Origin of the sequence: Stenotrophomonas sp. (assembly GCF_035634915.1) — a bacterium.
Taxonomy (GTDB): Bacteria; Pseudomonadota; Gammaproteobacteria; order Xanthomonadales; family Xanthomonadaceae; genus Stenotrophomonas.
Genome location: NZ_DASQCB010000006.1, coordinates 1 through 22,315, shown reverse-complemented (window position 1 = coordinate 22,315; position 22,315 = coordinate 1). Strand labels below are relative to the sequence as shown.

12 protein-coding genes are annotated in these 22,315 nt (G+C 67.4%); 5 read left to right on the top strand and 7 right to left on the bottom strand.

What is annotated here, in order from left to right:
* Positions 1-488, top strand: a 488-nt coding sequence (locus tag VER16_RS06120) for an HNH endonuclease signature motif containing protein (protein ID WP_324806321.1), incomplete at its 5' end; no start/stop codon positions are given.
* 197 nt (positions 489-685) lie between these two features.
* Here the strand turns inward: VER16_RS06120 and VER16_RS06115 are convergent.
* Positions 686-1,117: a DUF4189 domain-containing protein gene (locus VER16_RS06115; RefSeq protein WP_324806319.1), complete on the bottom strand. Its 432-nt coding sequence runs from the start codon at positions 1,115-1,117 to the stop codon at positions 686-688.
* A 120-nt stretch (positions 1,118-1,237) separates the two neighbouring features.
* Positions 1,238-3,583 (bottom strand): TonB-dependent receptor, encoded by a 2,346-nt coding sequence (locus VER16_RS06110; protein ID WP_324806317.1) that lies wholly within the window; start codon positions 3,581-3,583, stop codon positions 1,238-1,240.
* Between the two features lie 91 nt (positions 3,584-3,674).
* Here VER16_RS06110 and VER16_RS06105 point away from each other — a divergent pair, with 91 nt between their 5' ends.
* Positions 3,675-8,375, top strand: coding sequence for an ATP-dependent helicase (locus tag VER16_RS06105; protein ID WP_324806315.1), 4,701 nt, complete (start codon positions 3,675-3,677; stop codon positions 8,373-8,375).
* Here VER16_RS06105 and aceE read toward each other — a convergent pair whose 3' ends face one another.
* The 3 genes from aceE to VER16_RS06090 form a co-directional block, all read right to left on the bottom strand.
* Positions 8,376-11,048: a pyruvate dehydrogenase (acetyl-transferring), homodimeric type gene (aceE, locus tag VER16_RS06100; RefSeq protein WP_324806313.1), complete on the bottom strand. Its 2,673-nt coding sequence runs from the start codon at positions 11,046-11,048 to the stop codon at positions 8,376-8,378. It lies immediately after the preceding gene.
* A 226-nt stretch (positions 11,049-11,274) separates the two neighbouring features.
* Positions 11,275-13,386, bottom strand: coding sequence for a phosphocholine-specific phospholipase C (locus VER16_RS06095; protein ID WP_324806311.1), 2,112 nt, complete (start codon positions 13,384-13,386; stop codon positions 11,275-11,277).
* A gap of 7 nt (positions 13,387-13,393) precedes the next feature.
* Positions 13,394-15,772 carry a TonB-dependent receptor gene (locus tag VER16_RS06090; protein ID WP_324806309.1) on the bottom strand — a complete coding sequence of 793 codons (2,379 nt, stop codon included), beginning with the start codon at positions 15,770-15,772 and terminating at the stop codon, positions 13,394-13,396.
* Between the two features lie 147 nt (positions 15,773-15,919).
* Between VER16_RS06090 and VER16_RS06085 the strand changes: the two genes are divergently transcribed.
* A complete protein-coding gene (locus VER16_RS06085; protein ID WP_324806307.1) occupies positions 15,920-17,449 on the top strand; it encodes an OmpA family protein in 1,530 nt (509 codons plus the stop codon).
* A 146-nt stretch (positions 17,450-17,595) separates the two neighbouring features.
* Entirely contained in the window at positions 17,596-18,714 is a 1,119-nt protein-coding gene (locus tag VER16_RS06080; protein WP_324806305.1) for an alpha/beta hydrolase, read from the top strand.
* A 73-nt stretch (positions 18,715-18,787) separates the two neighbouring features.
* Here the strand turns inward: VER16_RS06080 and VER16_RS06075 are convergent, their stop codons facing one another.
* Both VER16_RS06075 and VER16_RS06070 read right to left on the bottom strand, forming a co-directional pair.
* The gene (locus VER16_RS06075) at positions 18,788-19,927 is read right to left on the bottom strand and encodes an MFS transporter (RefSeq protein WP_324806303.1); all 1,140 of its coding nucleotides are present in this window, start codon (positions 19,925-19,927) and stop codon (positions 18,788-18,790) included.
* A gap of 171 nt (positions 19,928-20,098) precedes the next feature.
* Positions 20,099-20,800: a pirin family protein gene (locus tag VER16_RS06070; RefSeq protein ID WP_079221472.1), complete on the bottom strand. Its 702-nt coding sequence runs from the start codon at positions 20,798-20,800 to the stop codon at positions 20,099-20,101.
* A gap of 140 nt (positions 20,801-20,940) precedes the next feature.
* Here VER16_RS06070 and VER16_RS06065 point away from each other — a divergent pair, with 140 nt between their 5' ends.
* Entirely contained in the window at positions 20,941-21,858 is a 918-nt protein-coding gene (locus tag VER16_RS06065; protein WP_324806300.1) for a LysR family transcriptional regulator, read from the top strand.
* Positions 21,859-22,315 lie beyond the last annotated feature (457 nt).

The window sequence follows — 22,315 nt, the reverse complement described above, 5'->3', positions numbered from 1 at the left end:
GGGGGGGGGGGGGGGGGGAGAAGCTCATCCGTGACATTGATCAATTGCAGTCATTGGCGCCTACAACAACTCGCCAGCAGCTTATCGACGCACGACTTGGGCAAGGGAAGTTCCGGAGCGACGTCCTGTCACTGTGGGGAGGGCGATGTGCAGTGACGGGCTGTGAGGTACCGGAGGTGATAAAGGCTTCGCATATCCAACCGTGGGCATGCACGTCTGCGCCCGCGATGCCAGGCATACTGGAGCCTAGTCTGGATGCAAACAATGGCTTGCCGCTGGTTGCCACGCTGGATGCGCTGTTTGATCGGGGCTTCATCACGTTCAATGATGACGGTCGCGTTCTTTTTGCGGACAGTGGCCTGGAAGAGGATCTGGTCAACCGCGGGATGGTGCGCGCGGACATGAGTTTTACCCGCACTCCGGATGCAGCCCTGCGCCACTACCTGGGTATTCACCGCAAAGTGGTGTTTGAAGGGTGGCATGACTGATCCATCTAACCAGTTGTTTCTGAGCACGGCGTCGCCAGCGTAGTGATGCGTCAGGCCCTGGACGGTCCAGCGCATGGCAACCACTACGGCGAACCGCGCAACTGGATGTTGACCTTGCGCGTCAGCTACTGAGCCACCGGGGGCAATGCAGCCGCCCAACGTCATCGACGCTGGGCGGCTGTCCCACCGATCCGCGATCAGTCAGTGCGGGCGTTCGCCGCTGCCGGCGCCGATGCCGGCGCAGCCGGGTGCCCCGGCCACTCGATAACCTGCGGCGGCTGCTCACGCCACATCACCGCAAGCGTGCAGTCGTTGGCGCGTTCCCGGCACATCTTCTCGGCCTTGCGCTGCGCGGCCTCCGGACTGGCCTCGGCCAGCGCGAAGCCCATGGACACTGTTCCGGTGACGATGGCCGAATAGCCCTCTCCGGTGGCGACGGCCGACTGCCCGCAGTTGCGGGAGCGGGCGACACAGTACTTCAGTGCGTTCTGCATGGCTCCGCTCACCGTCGCCTGGTTCATCGAGTAGCCGTAGGCGCCGTCTGCATCATGGGAAACAGCTGAAGCCGCGCCCGCAGTGGACGAAACACCCAACAGCAGCGCACAGAGAACTGCCTTCATTCCGTTCATTGAATCCTCCTTTCGTTGATCATGGATCGTTGCCCGAAGGGGCGGTGGCAATCAAGCCTGCCGTGCACGCAGCAACAATCGGCGTTCACCTTCCGCGGGCGCTGTGCGTGCGGCCCGGCCTCAGAGCCGCACGCTCACCCCCACCTGGAAGCCACGCCCCGGCAGTGGCGCGATGTATTTCAGTGGCGAGTTGTGCGGGCGCGCCTCTTCGTTGAGCAGGTTGCTGCCATTGATGAAGACCTCCATTCCCGCGACGGCAGTCGTGCGCAGGGGAATCTCCCGGCTCAGCTGCAGGTCGACCGGATTGAACGCATCCAGCGGCACTTCCTCACTTACGTTGCGGCCGAGGTACTTCTGCGTGTCGTAGTAGGTGCTCGACAGTTGTGCCTTCCAGCTCTCTCGTTGCCATTGCAGCGTGGCGCCATAACGGTTGGTTGGCATGTTGGGCAGATACTCGCCATCGTTGTGGGCACGCAGCGCATCGGGATGGTCGGCCTTGTTCTTCACCAGGTCGGCAAAGGCGGACACCTCCAGGCTGCCGAAGCGACCGAGTGCCACGGACTGCGACGCATCGATCTCGAAGCCCTTCACCGTGGTGTCGGTCTGCTTCCAGTACTTCAGCGGCAGGCGGTTGGCGGTCTGCAGGCCGGAATAGCCCAAGTACAGGTAGTTCTCGTAACGCATGCGGTAGGCCGTGGCCGACAGCTGGAAGCCGCCCAGCTGGAACTGGCCGGTCAGCTCCAGGTTCTTCGCACGCTCCGGCTGCAGGTTCTGGTTGCCTTCCTCCTGGGTCATCACCGAGTAGTGCGCATTGCTGGCGTACAGTTCGTTGATCTCCGGCGCACGCTGCGACGATGAGTAGCGCAGCTTGGCAGCGAACAGCGGGCCCAGTTCGACATGGGAGCCGAGGCTGTAGCTGTTGAGGCGGAAGTCACGGTCCTGCAGCGCGGTGTTGGCCGAATTGCGCGCGGTCTTGAAGCTGCTGGGCCGCAACGTGTGATCGACGCGTTCATGGCGCACGCCGGCGTCGAAGGAGGCCCAGTCGAAGTCCAGTGTTTCCTTCAGGAACACCGACTGGCTGCGGGTATCGACATCGGGCAGGTAGCGCAGCGCGCCGCTGCCGGTGACATCACGCGACTGCTGGCTGAGGCCAAGCAGGCCGCTCAGCGGACCGACGCGGCGATGGGCCAGCAGCAGTTCGGCCTGGGTGCTTTCAAAATCGTAGTCGTTGGCTTTGCTGGCACCCAGCCGTTCGCCGGAGGTATTGTCCAGTTGCGAGACGCGCAGCTCGGCACGCTCGACGCCTGGCACCGGGTCACGCAGCAGGGCTTCCAGCGCATAGCGCTCCTGTTTGATGACCACGCCCACCGGCAGGCCGTCGGCATAGTTGGAACCGAAGGACAGGTTCTGCATCGAGAAGCCCGGCACGCCGTACTCGCTGTCCTTCGCATCGATGCTGACACCCACGTAGCCGCGGTCGAAGAACAGAGTCGAGCCGAGCGCCACCTGCGAACTGCGTGAGTAGCTGTTGCCCAGGCGGTGGTGGTAATCCGGGGTGACGTCGTTGTTGATCCGCTTCTGCACATAGGACGGCGTGCCGGCGACGTAGTCCGGGTTGGCAGGATTGACGTAGGTCTGGCGCTGCCAGACCGAGGTCGGGCTGTTGGTGTAGAAGGAGAACTCGCCATCGGCCCAGTCCGGGTTCTCGGTCATGAACTGGTCGATGTAGGGCTGCGAGGCCTTGTTGTAGACCTGCTGCACGCGGGCTTCTTTCTGGCAGGCATCGGCCAGCGCCGAGTTGACGCCGCCGGCGGCCGGGAACAGCTGGGTGTTGCAGGCGGCCGCCTTGCTGTTGCCGGGAATATCGTAGTGCGAGATGCGCTGCCGTGAGACCTGCAGGTTGGTGGAGACGTTGCGCTGGTTGTTGAAATTCATGCGGAAGCCCTGCGCATCGGCTGCGTTGAAACCCTTGCGCAGCACCAGTTCCAGCGACTGGTCCTTGTCTTCCATCGTGCGCGGGATCAGGCCGGAATCGACCTCGACGCTGCCGCCGATGGCGTTGCCGCCGTAGCGCACCGTGTCGGAGGACTTGTTGACGGTGACGCTGCGCACGAACAGCGGGTCGAACGGAATGTTGATGTCGCCGCTGATCGCGTTCATGCCGAGGATGGACTGGCCGTCCTGCAGGATCTGCACGCGGTTGCCGCTGAGGCTGCGGATGACCGGCGCACCGGCGTTGGGCCCGAAGGCGCTGTTCTGCACGCCGGAGACGTGCTCGAGCAGGCCGCCGAGGGTGCGGTTCTGGGCCTGTGGGTTGTCGACGGTGACCCGGCTGTCGATGCGCGAGGGCTGGCTGGCTTCCACCTGCAGGGTGGGAAGGGTGGGCGCGTCTGCCGCCCGGGCGGAATGGAGGGCGACGGACTGAAGGGCGAGGGGGATGGCTGCAGCTAGCAGGTGGCGACGCATGACACGCTCCGTAAAAATGGGGTGAAATGTTATAACGTAACTATTCGTAACGACAAACGATTTCTTCGCCGTATCATCGAAGCCAACATCGATGGCGACCGGCCCTGCCTTGGATTCCCTGCAGCACTTCCATCCCGCCACCCGTGACTGGTTCCGTTCCGCGTTCGCTACCTCGACGCCGGTGCAGGACGAGGCCTGGACATCCATCGCCGCGGGCCAGCACACCCTGGTAGTGGCGCCAACCGGATCGGGCAAGACACTGGCCGCTTTCCTGCATGCGATCGACCAGGTGTTCGCCGAGCGCGATGGCGACGCACGCCGCGAGCCTGCCGCCCAGCCCTCGGCGCGCACGCGCGTGCTGTACCTGTCGCCGATCAAGGCGCTGGGCAGCGATGTGCAGCGCAACCTGGAGGTGCCCCTGCAGGGCATCTGCGCCCGCCGCAGCGAGCGCGGCGATCCCGCGGTGGCCTTGACCGTGGCCATGCGCACCGGTGATACCAGCAGCAGCGAACGCGCGCGCCTGCTGCGGCGTGCGCCGGACATCCTGATCACCACGCCCGAGTCGCTGTACCTGATGCTGACCTCGCAGGCGCGGGAGATCCTGCGCGATGTGCATACGGTGATCCTCGACGAGATCCATGCGGTGGCAGGCGGCAAGCGTGGCTCGCACCTGGCGCTGAGCCTGGAGCGGCTCGACGCGCTGCTGCAGGTGCCCGCACAGCGCATCGGCCTGTCGGCCACGGTCCGCCCGGTCGAGGGCGTTGCCGCCTTCCTCGGCGGTGATCGCCCGGTGCAGGTGGTGCAGCCGCCTTCGCAGCGGCAGCTGGAACTGAAGATCGTGGTGCCGGTGGAAGACATGACCGACCTTGTCGTGCACGGTCCCGGCGAAGGACGCGGTGCTGGCGCACGCACCGGTTCGATCTGGCCGCATGTGGAGGCCAGCATTCTCGACAACGTGATGCGGCATCGCTCCACGATTGTCTTTGCCAATTCGCGTGGGGTGGCGGAACGGCTGACGGCGCGACTCAACGAACTGCATGCCGAGCGCACGGGCGTCGAGCCTGCGGGCGAAGCGGAGACTGCGGGTACAGCCGCCTACGGATCGTTCACCGGCAGCACGGTGAACCGCGTCACCACGCCGGCCTCGGTGATCGCCCGCTCGCACCACGGCTCGGTGTCCAAGGAACAGCGCGCGGCCATCGAGCAGGCGCTGAAGTCTGGCGAACTGCGCTGCGTGGTCGCCACCTCCAGCCTCGAACTGGGCATCGACATGGGCCTGGTGGATCTGGTGATCCAGGTCGCGGCGCCGCCTTCGGTGTCCAGTGCACTGCAGCGGGTGGGCCGTGCCGGCCACCAGGTGGGCGGCCTGTCGCGTGGCCTGCTGTATCCGCGTACGCGCCGTGATCTGGTCGATGCCGCGGTGGTGGTCGACAGCATGCTGGATGGACGCATCGAAGCCCTCGATCCGCCGCGCAATCCGCTCGATGTGCTGGCCCAGCAGACCGTGGCTGCGGTAGCGATGGAGCCACTCGATGCCGAGGCCTGGTTCGCGCGTGTGCGACGGGCTGCACCGTACCGCACGCTGCCTCGCAGCGCCTTCGACGCGGTGCTGGACATGCTGGCCGGCCGCTATCCGTCCGATGCGTTCGCTGGTTTCCGCCCGCGGCTTGTATGGGACCGGAAGACCGGCACGTTGACCGCACGTCCTGGCGCCCGCCAGCTGGCGGTGACCAGCGGCGGCACCATTCCCGACCGTGGCATGTACGCGGTGGTGCTGCCTGAAGGAGAAGAACAGGCGGGATCGCGCCGTGTCGGCGAGCTGGACGAAGAAATGGTCCACGAGTCGCGGGTGAATGATGTGATCACCCTCGGCGCCACGTCCTGGCGCATCGACCAGATCACCCTCGACCAGGTCGTGGTGACGCCAGCGCCGGGGCGCTCGGCGCGGCTGCCATTCTGGCGGGGCGAAGGCATCGGCCGCCCGGCCGAGCTGGGGCAGGCCACCGGTGCCTTCCTGGCGGAACTCGAAACCGAGCCTGGTGGCGCTGGCGAGCCGTCGCCCGCACTGCTCGCCCGGCTGCGTGATCGCGGACTGGATGAAAGCGCGATCAGCAACATGCTGGCACTCGTGGCCGAACAGCAGCAGGCCACCGGTGTGCTGCCGACCGACCTGCGCCTGGTCGTCGAGCGCTGCCGTGACGAACTCGGCGACTGGCGGGTGATGCTGCATTCGCCCTACGGGCGTCGTGTGCATGATCCCTGGGCGCTGGCGGTGGCCGCGCGCCTGCGTGAGCAGGCCGGCATCGATCCGGCCGTGGTGGCCAGCGACGACGGCATCATCGTCCGCATCCCCGACCGCAGTGGCACACCGCCTGGCGCGGAACTGTTCCTGTTCGATGCGTCCCACCTGCGCCAGGTCATTAACCGCTCGGTCGCCGGTTCCGCGTTGTTCGCCGCACGTTTCCGTGAGTGTGCCTCGCGCGCACTGCTGCTGCCGCGGCGCACGCCGGGCAAGCGCTCGCCGTTGTGGCAGCAGCGACTGCGTGCGGGGCAGCTGCTGGAGATCGCCCGTGGCCACGATGAGTTCCCGATCCTGATCGAGACCGCGCGCGAATGCCTGCAGGACGTCTACGACCTGGACGCACTGGATGCGCTGATGCTGCGCGTGCAGGCCGGCCAGGTCCAGGTGGTCGAGGTGGATACGGCCGTGCCATCGCCGTTCGCGGCGAACCTGCTGTTCGGCTATGTCGCCGAGTTCATGTACGAAGCCGATGTACCGCTGGCCGAGCGGCGTGCATCGGTGCTGTCGCTCGACAGTGGCCTGCTGGCGGAGCTGCTCGGCGAGGTGGATCTGGGCGAACTGCTGGACGATGCCGTGATGGCCACCGTGGAGTGCGAGCAGCAACGCCTGGATCCGGCCCGCCACGCGCGTGGCAGCGAAGGCGTGGCCGACCTGCTGCGTGAGCTGGGCCCGCTGCCGGCCGTGGAGGTCGCGCAGCGCATCACCGAGCCAGCGCAGGCCGATGCCTGGCTGCAGGCGCTGCACGCGGCGGGTCGTGCAATCCGCGTTCCCGTCGCAGGGACCCAGCAGTGGGCGGCGGTGGAAGATGCCGCGCGCCTGCGCGATGCCCTGGGCATCATTCCGCCTGCGGAGGTGGCCGAGGTATTCCTGGCCCCGGTTCTGGATCCATTGGGCGATCTGCTTGGCCGCCACGCGCGCACCCATGGGCCTTTCAGCAGTGGCAGCGTGGCCGCCCGTTTCGGCCTCGGTGTGGCGGTGGTGGATGCTGCCCTGCACGTGCTGCAGGAACAGGGCCGGGTGGTACGCGGCCGGTTCGGCCTGGATCGTCGCGCGGCAGACGAAATCGCAGCGGCGGCTTCACCGCATGCAGGCCATGAGTGGGTGGGCACAGCGGTGCTGCAGCGGCTGCGGCTGCGCTCCTTGCAGGCCGCCCGCGAGGCGACCCGCCCGGTACCGGTGCAGGCCTATGTCGGTCTGCTGCTGCAGGGGCAGGGCGTACTGTGGCAGAACGTGTTGCCCGGGGGCGCACGCCTGGGTGACAGCGAAGGCGTGCTGCAGGTGATCGAGCAACTGGCGGGGCTGCCACTGCCGGCATCGCTGTGGGAACAGCAGGTACTGCCCGCGCGCGTGCCCGGCTACACGCCAGCGCTGCTGGATGAACTGCTGGCCACCGGCACGGTGCTCTGGGTCGGCCATGGCCGGCTGGGCGACGACGATGGACTGGTGTCGCTGCACCTGCGTGAGCGTGCCGCTGAGACCCTGCCGGTCACACCGGAGCAGGGCGAAGACTCACCGATGCAGCAGGCCATCCTGCAGGTGCTGGCCGACGGCGGTGCGTTCTTCGCCCGGCAACTGGCGATGCAGGTACAGCCGCGACTGCCCGGTGCAGAAGCGGCGGGCGAGGACTTCCAGGCGGCGCTGTGGCAGCTGGCCTGGCGCGGACAGATCAGCAGTGACCTGTGGGCGCCGCTGCGTGCGCTGGGCGGAGCGCGGCCCGCACGGGCACGGCCGACGCCGGTGTCGCGCCGCCGCCGCGGCTTTGCCTTCGTGCCACTGACGATGGACACCGCAGGACTGGAGCTGGCCAGCAGCACGGGGCCTACGTTGGCAGGACGCTGGTCGCTGCTGCCGCGGGAGCGTGCCAGTGACACGCTGCGCGCGCTGGCGCAGACCGAGGCGCTGCTGGACCGCTACACGGTGGTCACCCGCAGCGCAGCGATGAGCGAAGCCGTGGCCGGTGGATTCCCGGCACTGCGCCCGGTGCTGCGCAGCATGGAGGATGCCGGCCAGCTGCTGCGTGGTCGCTTCGTGGACGGCATGGGCGGTGCCCAGTTCGCCCAGCGCGACGACATCGACCGACTGCGTGCCAGCGCCGAGCGGGCAGGCGTAGATGGCGCCTGCATTGCGCTGTCGGCGCTGGATCCGGCCAATCCGTTCGGCAGCCTGTTGCCCTGGCCGCAGCCGATCGCCGGGCCGCGGCCGGTGCGCCGGGCCGGTGCCATGGTGGTGATCGGCGAAGGCCGCCTGCAACTGTACCTGCCGCAGGGCGGCCGCCAGCTGAGCAGCTGGATCGACGACACGGCACCCGACGCGGGCACACGCTGGGCAGCGGCGGCGCAGGCGCTGGCCGTGGGGCTGCGGCGTGGCCGGCGCCTGTCCTTCATCCTGGAGCGGATCAACGAAGAACCCGTCCATCGCGGGCCCGCCGTCGACGCCCTGCGCGCGGCGGGATTCAGCAATGAACCGCGCGGGCTGGGCTGGAACGGCTGATCAGGCCGCGGCCGGATCAGCCTTGTCCACGTCGATGCCGTAGCGCTCGATGGCGACCTGCATCAGCGTACGTTCGACGCGACCGTCATCGGCCAATGCCTTCAACGCAGCCAGCACGATGAAGTGGCGGTCCACCTCGAAGAACGTTCGCAGTGATCCGCGCGTGTCGGAGCGGCCGAAACCATCGGTGCCGAGCGCGATGAAGCGGCGATCATCGATGAAGGGTCGGATCTGGTCGGCGACGATCTTCATGTAGTCCGTGGCCACCACTACCGGGCCAGGATGCGCTGCCAAGCATTGCTGCACGTAGGGCACGCGCGGTTCGGCGGCCGGGTGCAGCAGATTCCAGCGTTCGGCGGCCAGGCCGTCGCGGCGCAGTTCGGTCAGGCTGGTGGCGCTCCACACATCACTGGCGATGCCGAAATCCTGCTGCAGCAGGGTGGCGGCGGCCTCCACCTCGCGCAGGATCGCGCCACTGCCCATCAGCTGCACGCGCGGCTGCGCGCTGGCGTCGGCCGCTGCCGGCTGCAGCAGGTACAGGCCCTTGAGGATGCCGGCCTCGGCACCTTCGGGCAGGGCAGGGTGGGGGTAATTCTCGTTGAGCAGGGTGATGTAGTAGTAGATGTCTTCCTGGTCCACGTACATGCGGCGCAGGCCGTCGTGGATGATTACCGCCAGCTCGAAGTTGTAGGTCGGGTCGTAGGAGATGCAGCTGGGAATGACCGAGGACAGCACGTGGCTGTGGCCATCATCGTGCTGCAGGCCCTCGCCCATCAGCGTGGTGCGGCCGGAAGTAGCGCCCAGCAGGAAGCCACGCGTACGCGCATCGGCGGCAGCCCAGGCCAGGTCGCCTACTCGCTGCAGGCCGAACATCGAATAGAAGATGTAGAACGGGATCGTTGCCAGGCCGTGGTTGCTGTAGGCGGTGCCGGCGGCGATCCACGAGCTGATCGCACCGGACTCGTTGATGCCTTCCTGCAGGATCTGCCCGTCGGTGGCTTCCTTGTAGTAGCTCAGCTGCCCTGCATCCTGCGGGGTATACAGCTGGCCCAGCCAGGAGTGGATGCCGATCTGGCGGAACAGGCCTTCCATGCCGAAGGTGCGTGATTCATCGGGCACGATCGGAATGGTCAGCCTGCCCAGCGCGGGGTCTTTCAACAGCGTGGTGAGGATGCGCACGAAGCCCATGGTGGTGGACTGGCCACGCTCGCCGCTGCCCTGCAGTTGCGTACTGAACGTGGACAGCGGCGGCACCGGCAGCGGCTCCACATGGGTACGCCGCGCCGGCAGCTGCCCGCCCTGTGCGCGGCGGCGTTCGGCGAAGTACTGCGCTTCGGCGCTGCCCGGCTGCGGGCGCAGGTAGGGCATGTCCTCCAGCTGTGCGTCGCTGACCGGCAGGTCGAAGCGGTCGCGGAAGGCGCGCACTGCGTCGGCGCTCATCTTCTTCAGCTGGTGGTTGATGTTCTGGCCTTCGCCGGCCTCGCCCATGCCGAAGCCCTTTACCGTCTTGGCCAGCACCACCGTCGGCCGCCCGGTGGTCTGCATGGCCTGCAGGTAGGCCGCGTGCACCTTCTGCGGATCGTGGCCACCGCGTGCCAGCGCCCAGATCTGTTCGTCGCTCATGTGCGCCACGCGTGCCAGCAGTTCCGGGTGGCCACCGAAGAAGTGCTCGCGCACGTACGCGCCGTTCTGCGACTTGAACGTCTGGTAGTCGCCGTCCACGCATTCCATCATGCGCTGGCGCAGCAGGCCGTCGTGGTCGGCGGCCAGCAGCGCATCCCAGCCACCACCCCAGATCACCTTGATGACGTTCCAGCCAGCGGCGCGGAAGGTGCCTTCCAGCTCCTGGATGACCTTGGCATTGCCACGCACCGGCCCGTCGAGGCGTTGCAGGTTGCAGTTGACCACGAACACCAGGTTGTCCAGGCGCTCGCGCCCGGCCAGGGAGATGGCGGCCAGCGACTCGGGCTGGTCCATCTCGCCATCGCCAAGGAAAGCCCAGACCTTGCGGCCCTGGTGTGGTTTCAGTCCGCGGTATTCCAGGTAGCGCATGTAGCGCGCCTGGTAGGCGGCGGTGAGCGGGCCCAGGCCCATCGATACCGTGGGGAACTGCCAGAACCCGGGCATCAACCGCGGATGCGGGTAGGAAGACAGCCCTTCGCGCCCGGCTTCGCGGCGGAAGTTGTCCATCTGCTGCTCGTCCAGGCGGCCATCCAGGTAGGCACGGCCGTAGATGCCGGGGGCGGAGTGGCCCTGGATGTAGATCATGTCGCCGTCGAAGGTCTCGGTGCGGCCACGGAAGAAATGATCGAAGCCCACGTCGTACAGCACTGCCGCCGACTGGTAGGTGGCGATATGGCCGCCGACGTTGGAGTGTTTGCCAGCGCGCAGCACCATCACCATCGCGTTCCAGCGGATCATCGCGTTGAGGCGGCGCTCGATGGCGAGGTCGCCGGGGTAGGGCGGCTGCCGGTGCAGCGGGATGCTGTTGGTGTAGGCAGTCCAGGCGCGCGTGTGCAGGTCGCCGTACCGGTCTGCGTCCAGGTCGGACAGCTGGTCGAGCAGGTAGTGCGCGCGCGGGCGGCCGCCGATCTCGAGCACGGCCTGCAGCGACTCGCGCCACTCGCGGGTTTCCTGCGGGTCGGTATCGATGGGGGAAATAGTGTGGTTCATGGCGTTCTCCAGAAGGCGTCGCGCGGGCGCTGCGCGGCCACCGAGGAGACAAGCGTAGGTGCGTGCCCGTGCTGCTGATAGACGGGCACGGCTTGGGTCTGCGCGAATGTCTGGTTGCTTCGCTTCTGTAGAGTCGAGCCATGCTCGACTGCGCGGCTCGGTTCAGTCGAGCATGGCTCGACTCTACAAAATGCAGCCGAACGTGGGCTCGGCTCTACAAACACCCTCAGCCGTGCTCGAAGCGCAGCGGCTGGCCGCCCATCGCCGGGTCGCTGGTGGCGGGGCGGCCGTCTTCGGCGCGGCCCGCCAGGCGCAGCTCGCTGCCACCGGCCACCACGTGCAGGTCATACCAGCCGACGGTGGGCGCAGCGTCCCATGCCAGCGTGGTCTGTGCACCGGCAGCCAGGGTCAGCGTCTTCTCCGGCATGTGCCCGGCATAGGCGCCGGCATGCACGCGCACCGACTGCGCGGCACCGCCGGCATTGCGCAGCTGCAACCGCAGCTGGCCATCGGCTTGTTCAACCTGGGCCTGCAGCACCGGCGCACCGGCAGTGCCACGGAAGTGCCGGTGGAAGCCGTTCGGGCCCAGCAGCCACAGGTCGTAGCGGCCGTGCGCATCCAGTGCCCAGCGGTCCAGCAGCGGTGCACCGGGCAGCACCGTGTAACGGCGCGGCACGGCGGTCAGCTGCAGGCGATCGTAGACATGCAGTACCGTGGCCGCGCCCTCACAGGACAGATGCAGGCTGACAGCGTTTGCAGCAAGCGCATCCACCTGCGCCTGTGGGCGATACGGCAATGCCCGCGACGGGCGCGTGCCCGCTTCCTGGCGCGCCGCCTGCAGGCCTTCGGGCAGCGCAGGCACGGTGCGTCCGGGCAGGGCGGCGGTGCGTGCGGCGGTGGCGCTCACATCGGGCAGTCCGCGCACGAAGGGGCGGGTATCGCGCTGGGCGAAATCGAAGGCCCCGGTCAGATCGCCACACACGGCGCGGCGCCACGGCGAGATGTCCGGTGCGGCCACGCCGAAGCGGCGTTCGATCAGGCGCAGCACTGAGGTGTGGTCGTACACCTGCGAATCGACCCAGCCGCCGCGGCTCCAGGGCGAGATCACATACAGCGGTACGCGCGGGCCCAGGCCATAGGGGCGGCCGCGAAGTTCGGCAGCGTCGTACTTCTCGTCGCCCGGTGCCGGGTGCTGGTGGTACTCGCCCTTGGTGCTGACCGACGAAGCGCCCGCCCAGCTGCCGTCGGATCGTGCCGACGGAGGTGCTGGCGGCGGCACGTGATCGAAGAAGCCATCGTTCTCGTCGAACATCAGCAGCAGCGCGGTGCGGCTCCACACTTCCGGGTCTGCGGTCAGCGCGTCGAGCACGCGCGCCGTGTAAGCCGCGCCCTGGGCCGGGCTGGAGGGGCCGGGGTGCTCGCTGCCGGCGGCGTCGGCGATGATGAAGCTGACCTGCGGCAGGCGGCCATCAATGGCGTCCTGGCGCAGCTGGGCCAGGCCCCGCGTGCTGACCCCGCGCTGGCGCAGCGCGGCATCGTGTCCCGGTGCGGCACTGTACGCCTGGCGGAAGGTCTCGAAGCCGGCCAGCGGGTTGTCGGTGAAGTTGTCGGCCATGTCCTGGTAGATCTGCCAGGACACGCCGGCCTGCTGCAGGCGCTCGACATAGCTGGCCCAGCGGTACGACTCCGGATGCCCGCCGTGCTCGGGGAAGTTGTCATGCGAGTTGGCGATCACCGGCCCGCCCGCGCGGGCGAAGGCATCGTTGTGGCCGGTCCACAGGAACACCCGGTTCGGGTTGGTGCCGGCCTGCATGGCGCAGTGGTAGGCATCGCAGATCGTGAATGCTTCGGCCAGGGCGAACTGGAAGGGCAGGTCGGCGCGCTGGAAATAGCCCATTGCGTGGTTCTGCTTGGCCATCGGCCAGTGCCCCATGCGGCCGTGATCCCAGGCGCGCTGTGCGTCGGGCCAGGTGTGCGGGGTGCCTTCCACGCGCATGTAGCCGAAGTGTGCGGCCGTATCCAGCGGGAACGGCGCGATCGCACGCTGGCCGCTGGCATCGGGCTGCAGCCACAGGCTGCGCGGGGCCGCCGCGCCGGCCAGCGGCGCAGCGGGGGCGACAAAGCGATCGCCGAAACCACGTACGCCCGGCAGGGTGCCGAAGTAGTGGTCGAACGAGCGGTTTTCCTGCATGAACACCACGATGTGCTGCAGGTCCTGCAGGCTGCGCGTCCGCGCGGACGGAGCGATGGCCGCCGCCCGGGCGATGCTGGGCAGCAGCGGTGCCAGGCCGGCGGCGACGCCGGCCTGCAACAACCGGCGTCGGCCGATATCAGTCACGAATTCCTCACAGATCCACGCGGAAGGAGATGCCGACGGTGCGCGGGGCGCCGATGAAGGCCGCGTTGGCACCGTCCACCCCTGCAAGATAGCGCTTGTCGGTCAGGTTGCTCACCACCAGGTTGGCACCCATGCCCTTCAGGCGCGGCGACAGGCCCTGCAGGTCGAAGCCGATGTTGGCGTTGAAGACGGTGGCCGAGGGCAGTTTGTTGACGTTGGCCGCGTCCAGGTAGCGGGTGCCGAGGTAGCGGCCGGACAGGCCGAAGTTCCAGTTCTCGCCCTGCCAGTCGGCCGACAGCACCAGGATCTGCTCGGGCTGGCCGATCACCTTGGCGCCATCGACGATGCCCAGCTGGGTGTCACGCGCGGCGTCGCCACTGCCCAGGTACTTGGAGCGGTTGTAGGTGTAGGCCGCGTTGACCCGCCAGCCGTTGTCCCAGCCGTAGCCGAAGGCGGCTTCCAGGCCGTTGCTTTCCACGCCACCGAAGTTCTCGTAGACGCCGTCGGTCTCGCCCAGGTAATCGATGCCGCTGACGAAGCCGGCCGGCAGGTAGACGATGCGGTTGTCGAACTTGATGTTGTACAGGGTTACCGAGACGGTCAGCGGCCAGTGGCTGATGCGCATGCCCACTTCGATGTTGTCGGCCGTTTCCGGTTCGACGTTGCGGAAGCGCTGCGGGTCGGTTTCGCCGAGTACGCCGGAAGGAATCGCGGCGAAGTTCTGCGAGTAGCCGGCGAACAGTTCCATACCCTCAACGCCCGGTGTCCAGGTGAAGCCGGTGGACAGCAGCGGATCGGACTTGGAATCGGAGGTGACGTGCTCGCTGGCACCGATCACGCGGTTGCGCGACTGGTCGACGAAGAACTGCTTGACGCCCACCCGCGCGCTGAACGGGCCGAAGCGGGCCACGTCCTCGACGTAGTACATCTGCTCGTCCACCTTGTACTTGTCCTCGAACTGCACCCAGTACGGCTGGTGGTCGAAGCCGATGTCCTGGCCGACGTTGAGCAGGCGGTGCCAGTCGCGGCGTGCGGAGCGATCCAGCTTCTCCACCCACAGGCCGCCGCGGATCCTGTTGTCGACGCCGCCGAAGGTCTGCCGCCATTCGACATCGGCGGTCACGCCCATGCGGTCGTTGTCGTAGTGGGTGTGGCGGTAGGACTGCGCGCCCAGCACGTTGCCGGAGTAACAGTTGGGATCATATTCGGCGCTGAAGCCCACGCGCGGCGTGCAGCCGGCGATCGGCTGGGCACTGCTGCCATCGGGGTTCACGAAATAGATCTGGCCCAGGTTGCTGCCGCCGTGGACGGTGCTGCCGCCGAGGTATTCGGATTGCGGGCGGCCGGCGCCATCATTGGTCACGTCGGCCAGGTAGGGCGGCAGCCAGTCGCCGCGGCCCTGCATGCGGTGGCCGTAGGCGGCCATCGAGGCCTTGAAGCCGTTGCCGCCGTCGAAGGCCGCGCGCAGGTAGCCGAAGGTGTTTTCGCGCAGGGCGCGCGAGCCGGAACGGTAGTTCTGGTCCAGGTAGGGGATGCCGGTGAGAGTGCCGACCAGGTTGTCGCGGTCCGGGTTGGTGGCGAAGCCCTGCGGCGAAACGCTGGTGTATTCCGGCTCGTCGGCATCGTTGTAGGACAGGTAGCCGGTCAGCGTCCAGCGGTCCAGTTCAGTGATGAACTTGCCGGCGATATGGTCGTTGCTGGTCTTGCCGCTGCCATCGATCCAGTCGCTCACGCGGGCCGAGGATGCGCTGACCCAGGCGCGGGTGTGGCCGCCGAGCACGCCGGTGTCGTAGCGCACGTAGTACTTGCGCGCATCGTTGTCACCGGCGCCGACGACGAAGCGCAGGCGGCTGTCATGAAGCGGATCACTGGTGAGGAAGTTGAGCGTGCCGCCGAGTGCTTCGTTCGAGCGCGAGGAGATGTCGGCCGTGCCCTGGCTCACTTCCACCGTTTCCAGGTCGAGGGTGTCGATGTAGCGGTTGGCCATCGAGCCGCCGCCGTAGCCCGAGCCACCATTGGGCAGGCCATCGATGGTGGTGCCGATCTGCTGCGTATCACGATTGGTGACGAAGCCGCGCATGCTGATCTGCGTGCCCCACACCGACGAACCGGTGGCATCGGCTTCGCTGACCACCACGCCCGGCACTTCGTTGAGCGCACCGTTGACGCTGCTCAGCACGGTCTGGCGGTTCAGCGTTTCGGTGCGCACCGACGTCTTGGCGTAGCTGGTGGCCTGGCCGATCACCTGCACCTGGTCCAGGGTACGTGCGTCGGCGCTGCGCGTTTCGGCGGCCTCGCCCTGCGGTGCTTCGGCCAAGGCGTCCAGTGCGGGGGCGATCAGCAGGGCAAGCAGCGAAACACGGGGAAAACGCGCAATCGTTCGCATCGAAACCGGACCTTGGGAGGGGGAAAGTCCCGGAGTGTCGGCAGCGGCAATGACATGGAAGTGACGTGAATACGCAGGAACGATGGCAGTGTGTGGCCCGTCACGGCCATGGGCTATGCTCGGGGCCCTTCTCAATGGATGTGAGGTATGGCGATGCAGGCGTGGACGAAGATCTGGCTGGGCAGTGCGGTGATGCTGGCGCTGGTGGCATGCGAACGCACCCCCGTACCGGGCAACGACGCATCACCCGCGCCTGCGACGAGCGCGCCGGATGCAGCGCCCGCCGCCGCCGGCACCACACCGGCAACGCAGGATGCGCAGGGCATCACCGACCGCGATGGCAAGCCGGTGCCGGTGCTGTCCTTCGATACCACCCAGCTCTCGAGCAGCAGTGTGGCCCTGGGCGAACTGCCGTTCTTCAGCCTGCCGCAGGGCTATGCGCCGCAGAACAGCGCCAGCACGCGTGCATGGGCGCGCTTCCCGTTCCGCATCGGCGATGGCGTGCACTGGGTGGAAGGCCCGAGCTGGTCGGCGCGCATCGTTGCCGACAGCAACGTTGCGGACAAGACCTTCTCCGCATTGGAAGTGCAGCGCAACTTCGATGGCGTACTGGCTGCGGCCGGCGGCCACAAGGTGTTCGAGGGCAAGCTGCTGCGTGACATCTACTACGGCCCGCAGCTGGAAGATGAGATCGGCGGCGGCTTCATCGATGCGGTGAACTTGGAGCAGGAAGCGTCGACCACGGTGTACGTGGTGCGTCAGGCCGGTCGCACGGTGTGGGTGCAGCTGGCCGTGGACAGCAACGGCGCGGGTCTGGTGGTGCTGGATGAAGTGCCATTCAAGGCGACCGCACAATGGTCGGACAGCTTCCCGCACCTGGGCCTGCCAGCCGGCTACGCGGACCGCAACGCGCCGCAGAAGCGTGATTTCGACGCATTCCCGTTCTGGAACGGCGAGCGCTTCGAACAGGTGGAAGGGCGCACCTGGGCCCAGGATTTCGACAAGGACGAGCACGCGTATTCGGTGCACGAGGTGCGGCGCAATCTCGAGGCGATGATGGCGCAGGCCGGTGGCCGCAAGGTGTTCGACGGCCACATTCCGCGCGACGCGGCCGAGGGCGTGCCGCAGCAGGTGAAGTCGGCCTACAGCCATGCCGCCGGCTTCAGCTGGCAGGACTACGAAACCCAGGTCTACCAGGTCGACCTGGCAGACGGTCGCCAGCTGTGGGTGCATGCGCGGCTGGAATACCTCAGTGCGGGCTGGGTCGTGGTCGAGCGGAAGGGCTTCAACCAGACCGCGGCGCTGCTGCCGGCCGACGCACTGAAGAAGCAGCTGGACAGTGCGGGCCGGGTCGCCATCCAGGTCAACTTCGCCACCGACAAGGCCGACATCCTGCCGACCTCCGAACCACAGCTGGCGCAGGTGCTGGAACTGCTGCGGGCCGATCCTGCGTTGAAGCTGTCGATCGAGGGCCACACGGATAACAGCGGCGCGGCGGCCCACAACCGCAGCCTGTCCGACGCCCGCGCTGCATCGGTGGTGGCGGCGTTGGCCGGCAAGGGCATCGCCGCCGACCGGCTGCAGGCGGCCGGCTTCGGCGCCGACAAGCCCGTAGCTGACAACGGCAGCGAAGAGGGCAGGGCGCGCAATCGCCGCGTCGAGCTGGTCAAGCGCTGACCGGATACGCGCGCCCTTGGCATGAAGGGCGCGCGGACAAAGCTGAATCGATGCCGGTCTGTCATCAACCCGTCATCGATCTGCGATAGATGCGCCCGGTCGTGCCCGCTAACCTGCCACGCTGTCGCACTTTTTCCCTGATTGCCATGAAGCGCCCGCTGCTGCTGTTGCTGGCGTGCGCCGGCCTGTGGCTGGCTGCATGCTCATCCTCGATCACCGCCTCGTCCACCTCGCTCAGCGACCAGCTGATCGCGCCCGGTGGCGTGTCCACGCTGCTGGACCAGCCGCGCATCGCCGCGGCCATCGCCGAGCTGCCCAACCGCCATGGTTTGCTGCCGGGACGCGATGGCGTGCCGATCTTCTGGCGTGCGTTCGATCCGGGCGACTACGGCGCCCGCTACCACTACCTGCCGCAGCGCCATGAAAACGGCCAGCCGCTTGACACCGGGTTGAGCCTCAGCGTGCCGCAGCCGTTCCGTGCGCAGGCGCCGCGCGGCACCGTAGTGCTGCTGCACGGCTGGATGATGAACGGTGATTCGATGCTGCCTTGGTCGCTGCAGCTGGCCGAATCGGGCTACCGCGTGGTCACCCTGGACCTGCGCAACCACGGCCAGTCCGGGCGCGGCCCATCCGGCTACGGCACCTATGAATCGGACGACGTGGTCGATGTGATTGGCGAACTGCGTGCGCGCGGCGAGGTGACCGGGCCGCTGTACCTGTTCGGCGTTTCCTACGGCGCGGCCACTGCGGTGTTCACCGCCGACAAACTGGGCGACCAGGTGGCGGGCGTGGTGGCGATGGAATCATTTGCCAATGCCGGCGTGGCGATCCGCACGATGATCCCGCACCTGATGGCGCTGCAGCCGGAGGGCCTGAAGGCGCAGGCGGTCGCGTCCTACGCGCGCTGGCGCTACGGCGGCCAGGACATCAACCAGGTGATTGCCGCGGCCAGCCGTCGCATCGATGTCGACCTGGACCAGGTGGACGTGGCCCGCGCGCTGGCCGATACCCGCGCCTGCGTGCTGCTGCTGCACGGCCAGGGCGACCAGCATATTCCGGTCAGCCAAGGCCGCGAGCTTGCCCTGGCCAACCCGCGCGCGCACTACATCGAGATGCGCGGCGAAGACCACATCACCCTGCCGCTGCGCTTGGACCTGCTGGCCGGCGTGGTCGACGACTGGATGGCGCAGGACGAACACCATCCGCGCGCGACCTGCCCGGCACCGCAGCTGCCCGCCCAGGCCGAGTGGCGGGTGCGCACCTGAAAAAAAGGGGACGGAGGGGATTAAGTCGCTTGTGGCACAAACGACTTAATCCCCTCCGTCCCCTTTTTTGGGTTCAAGGAAGGCGGCGGGCGAGGGCACGGGCCGAGGCGGCGACGCCCAGCAGCAGCGCGCCCACGCACAGGAAGGCGATGCCCAGGGTGGTGAGGTGGGCCAGTCCGCCGATCGCGGCCGGGCCGGCGAGGATGCCGGCGTAGCCCAGCGTGGTCACCGCGGTGATGGCGATGCTCTCCGGCATCGCGCGCTGCTGGCCGGCCATCGAGAACAGCGCCGGCACGATGTTGGCGCAGCCCAGGCCGACCATCACGTAGCCGACCAGTGCCACGGCGAAGGAGGGCACCAGCGTGGCCAGCGCGAAGCCCGTTGCCGCGGTGATGCCGCCAATGACGATCGTCGGCGTGCGGCCGAGGCGCTCGACGATGCCATCGCCGAACAGGCGCATCGCGGTCATCGCCAGGGTGAATACCGCGAAGCCGGCACCGGCCTGGTCGCGCGGCACCTGCCGCACGTCGGCCAGGAACACTGCACTCCAGTCGAGCATCGAACCTTCGGCCAGGAACACGATGAAGGCCAGCACACTGATGAACAGCACCACGCCATGCGGAATGGCCAGCATCGGGCCCTCGTGGGCGATACGCTGCGGCCGCCAGTGCGGCGCCGACAACACGGCCACCACGAGCATGGCTGCCACCGACAGCAGCGCCGCCATCCACAGCGGCGTGCCCAGCAACAGCAGTCCGGTCATACAGCCGGCACCGACGAAGCCGCCGATGCTGTAGAACGCGTGGAAACCGGACATCATCGCGCGGCCGGCATCGCGTTCGACCGCCACCGCCTGCATGTTCATCGTGCAGTCCATCGCGCCCACACCGGCACCGAACAGGAACAGCGCCCCGCCCAGTACCAGCGGCGACGGTGCCAGCGCCAGCAGCGGCAGCGCCAGCAGGATCAGCGCGGTGGTGATGACCATCAGGCGACGGCAGCCCAGACGTCCGCTCAGTGCACCGGCCAGCGGCATGGCCAGCAGCGAGCCCAGGCCCAGGCACAGCAGCACGGCGCCCAGACTGGCATCGGACAGGCCCGCCTTGGCCTTGGCATAGGGCACCATCGGCGCCCAGGCGGCAGTGGCAAAGCCGGGAATGAAGAAGGCGGCGCGGGTGGCGTGCTGCTGGGCACGCGGGGAAGAAGGCGTCATGCGCTGGAAGGCGTTGAAGAATCCCTGTAATGGAAACGTTTGCAAGCACCTCGGGCAAGTGCCATTCGCGCCATCGCGCTGCGAATACGAATGCAGCATTCCCGGCCCACATGCAAAGGCCCGCGCTGCCGTTGGGCATCGCGGGCCTTGCTGCACGTTGCGGCCCAACCCTTACAGCGGCAGGTCGAACACCAGCACTTCGGCGTCGTTGCCGTTTTCAAGGGTCAGCTGCGCCTCGTCGCTGACCTGCAGCGCGTCGCCGGCATCGAGGGTGATGCCGTTGACCTGCAGCTGGCCACGGGCAACCTGCACATAGGCGCCACGGCCGTTGCCCAGTGCGTGGTGAAGCTTCTGGCTGCCATCGAGGATGGTGGCGTAGATGCGGGCATCCTGCTGGATGCGCAGCGAACCGTCGGCACCATCCGGCGAGGCGATCAGGCGCAGCTGGCCGCGCTTGGTCTCCGGCGCGAAGTGGGTCTCGCGGTAGGACGGCTCGATGTTCTCGCTGTCCGGGAAGACCCAGATCTGCAGGAAGTGCACCGGATCGGTGGCCGAGTGGTTGAACTCGCTGTGGCTGACGCCGCTGCCGGCGCTCATCACCTGTACGTCGCCGTAGCGCAGCACCGAGCCGGTGCCCATCGAGTCCTTGTGCTCCAGCGCGCCGCCCAGCACATAGGAAATGATTTCCATGTTGCTGTGGCTGTGGGTGCCAAAGCCCTGGCCACCGATGACCTTGTCTTCGTTGATGACGCGCAGCGGGCCGAAGCTGACGTAGCGCGGGTCGTAGTAGCCGGCGAAGGAGAAGGTGTGGCGGGAGGACAGCCAGCCATGCTCGGCCAGGCCACGGGTAGCGCTCTTGCGGATCTGCAGCATGATGATTTCTCCTTGTTCGATGGTTTCGATGGGGCGGGGTGGGCCGATGGCCGCTGTGTTTCCCCGTTGGAGAGAAGTATCCGCTTGCACCCCGGGTTTGAAAAACGGATAGTTTTGACAGCCATCATCGAAAATTTCGAATGCTCAAGCTCAGCCTCGATGCCCTGCAGATCCTGGATGCCATCGACCGCCGCGGCTCGTTTGCCGCCGCCGGCAAGGCCCTGCACAAGGTGCCCTCGACGATCTCCTACACCGTGGCCAAGCTGGAGGAGGACCTGGGCGTGCAGCTGTTCGACCGGGTCGGCCCCCGTGCGGAGCTGACCGAGGCCGGTCGGGCGCTGCTGGACGAGGGCCGTCACCTGCTGCGGGCTGCCCGTGAACTCGAGCTGCGGGTACGCCGGGTGGCTTCCGGTTGGGAGGCCGAGCTGACCTTGGCGGTGGATTCTGTGTTTCCGACCTGGCTGCTGGGCTCGGACATTGCCGCGTTCCGTGGCATTGAAGCGCCTACGCGCCTGCGTCTGTTCGGCGAAGCGTTGTCGGGCACGTGGGAGGCGTTGCTGGACCGGCGTGCCGATCTGCTGGTGGGTGCTGCGGGCGAGGGCCCCAGTGGTGGGGGGTATGTGGTGGAGCCGCTGGGCAGCGTCGATTTCGTGTTCGCGGTGGCGCCGCATCATCCGCTGGCGCAGGTGCCGGGCGTTCTGGGCCGCGAGCAGCTGGCCGAGCATTGTGCGATCGCGGTATCCGATTCCGCGCGGCGGTTGCTGCCGCGAACGGTGGGCCTGTTGATGGGCCAGGAAATGCTGACGGTGCCGGACATGGCCAGCAAGTTGAAGCTGCAGTGTGAGGGCGTTGGATTCGGTTTCCTGCCCGAGCCCTGCGCGCGCGCAGCGGTGGCGCGTGGCCAGCTGGTGATCCGCGAGGTGGAAGAGCCGAAGCCGGAGGAGACGTTCTGGCTGGCGTGGCGCACGGGTGAGGATGGTGCGGCATTGCGCTGGTGGCGGGAGCGGTTGCGCAGGCCGGAGCTGCTGGCGCAGTGGTGGCAGGCGATGGGCCAGTAGATCCACGCCATGCGTGGATGAGGGCCTTGTTTGCAGGGCTTGCAGCCCTGCACCTGCCGAAGCAACAGCAACAGCAACAGCAACAGCTGGTTATCCGTGGGTTGGCGGGGTGGGTCCGGTTGAGGGGGACGCCGTAAACCCGTCCATGGGGGCTTGGTCGCGGCATCCATGCCGCTCACACCCCCTCAACCGGACCCACCCCGCCTTCGACAGTTTCCTGCGAGCTGTTGGGACCTGCTGCTGAGGGCGGGTGCCGACCGTTGGTCGGCACGGGGTCGGATCTGGTAGGTGTCGACCTTGGTCGACACGGATGAACTCATTCGATATCTGACAGATGTGTCGACCAAGGTCGACACCTACCAACAGCCGCGCGTCCCAGTAGATCCACGCCATGCGTGGATGAATTCATTCGATATCCGACAGATGTGCCGACCAACGGTCGGCACCCACCATCAGC

What these genes read in the sequence shown, in the direction of transcription:
- VER16_RS06080 (WP_324806305.1), top strand. Translation starts at nt 17,596, where the DNA reads ATGAAGCGCCCGCTGCTGCTGTTGCTGGCGTGCGCCGGCCTGTGGCTG.
- VER16_RS06065 (WP_324806300.1), top strand. Translation starts at nt 20,941, where the DNA reads ATGCTCAAGCTCAGCCTCGATGCCCTGCAGATCCTGGATGCCATCGAC.
- VER16_RS06070 (WP_079221472.1), bottom strand. Translation starts at nt 20,800, where the DNA reads ATGCTGCAGATCCGCAAGAGCGCTACCCGTGGCCTGGCCGAGCATGGC.
- VER16_RS06075 (WP_324806303.1), bottom strand. Translation starts at nt 19,927, where the DNA reads ATGACGCCTTCTTCCCCGCGTGCCCAGCAGCACGCCACCCGCGCCGCC.
- VER16_RS06105 (WP_324806315.1), top strand. Translation starts at nt 3,675, where the DNA reads ATGGCGACCGGCCCTGCCTTGGATTCCCTGCAGCACTTCCATCCCGCC.
- VER16_RS06090 (WP_324806309.1), bottom strand. Translation starts at nt 15,772, where the DNA reads ATGCGAACGATTGCGCGTTTTCCCCGTGTTTCGCTGCTTGCCCTGCTG.
- VER16_RS06085 (WP_324806307.1), top strand. Translation starts at nt 15,920, where the DNA reads ATGGCGATGCAGGCGTGGACGAAGATCTGGCTGGGCAGTGCGGTGATG.
- VER16_RS06110 (WP_324806317.1), bottom strand. Translation starts at nt 3,583, where the DNA reads ATGCGTCGCCACCTGCTAGCTGCAGCCATCCCCCTCGCCCTTCAGTCC.
- aceE (WP_324806313.1), bottom strand. Translation starts at nt 11,048, where the DNA reads ATGAACCACACTATTTCCCCCATCGATACCGACCCGCAGGAAACCCGC.
- VER16_RS06115 (WP_324806319.1), bottom strand. Translation starts at nt 1,117, where the DNA reads ATGAACGGAATGAAGGCAGTTCTCTGTGCGCTGCTGTTGGGTGTTTCG.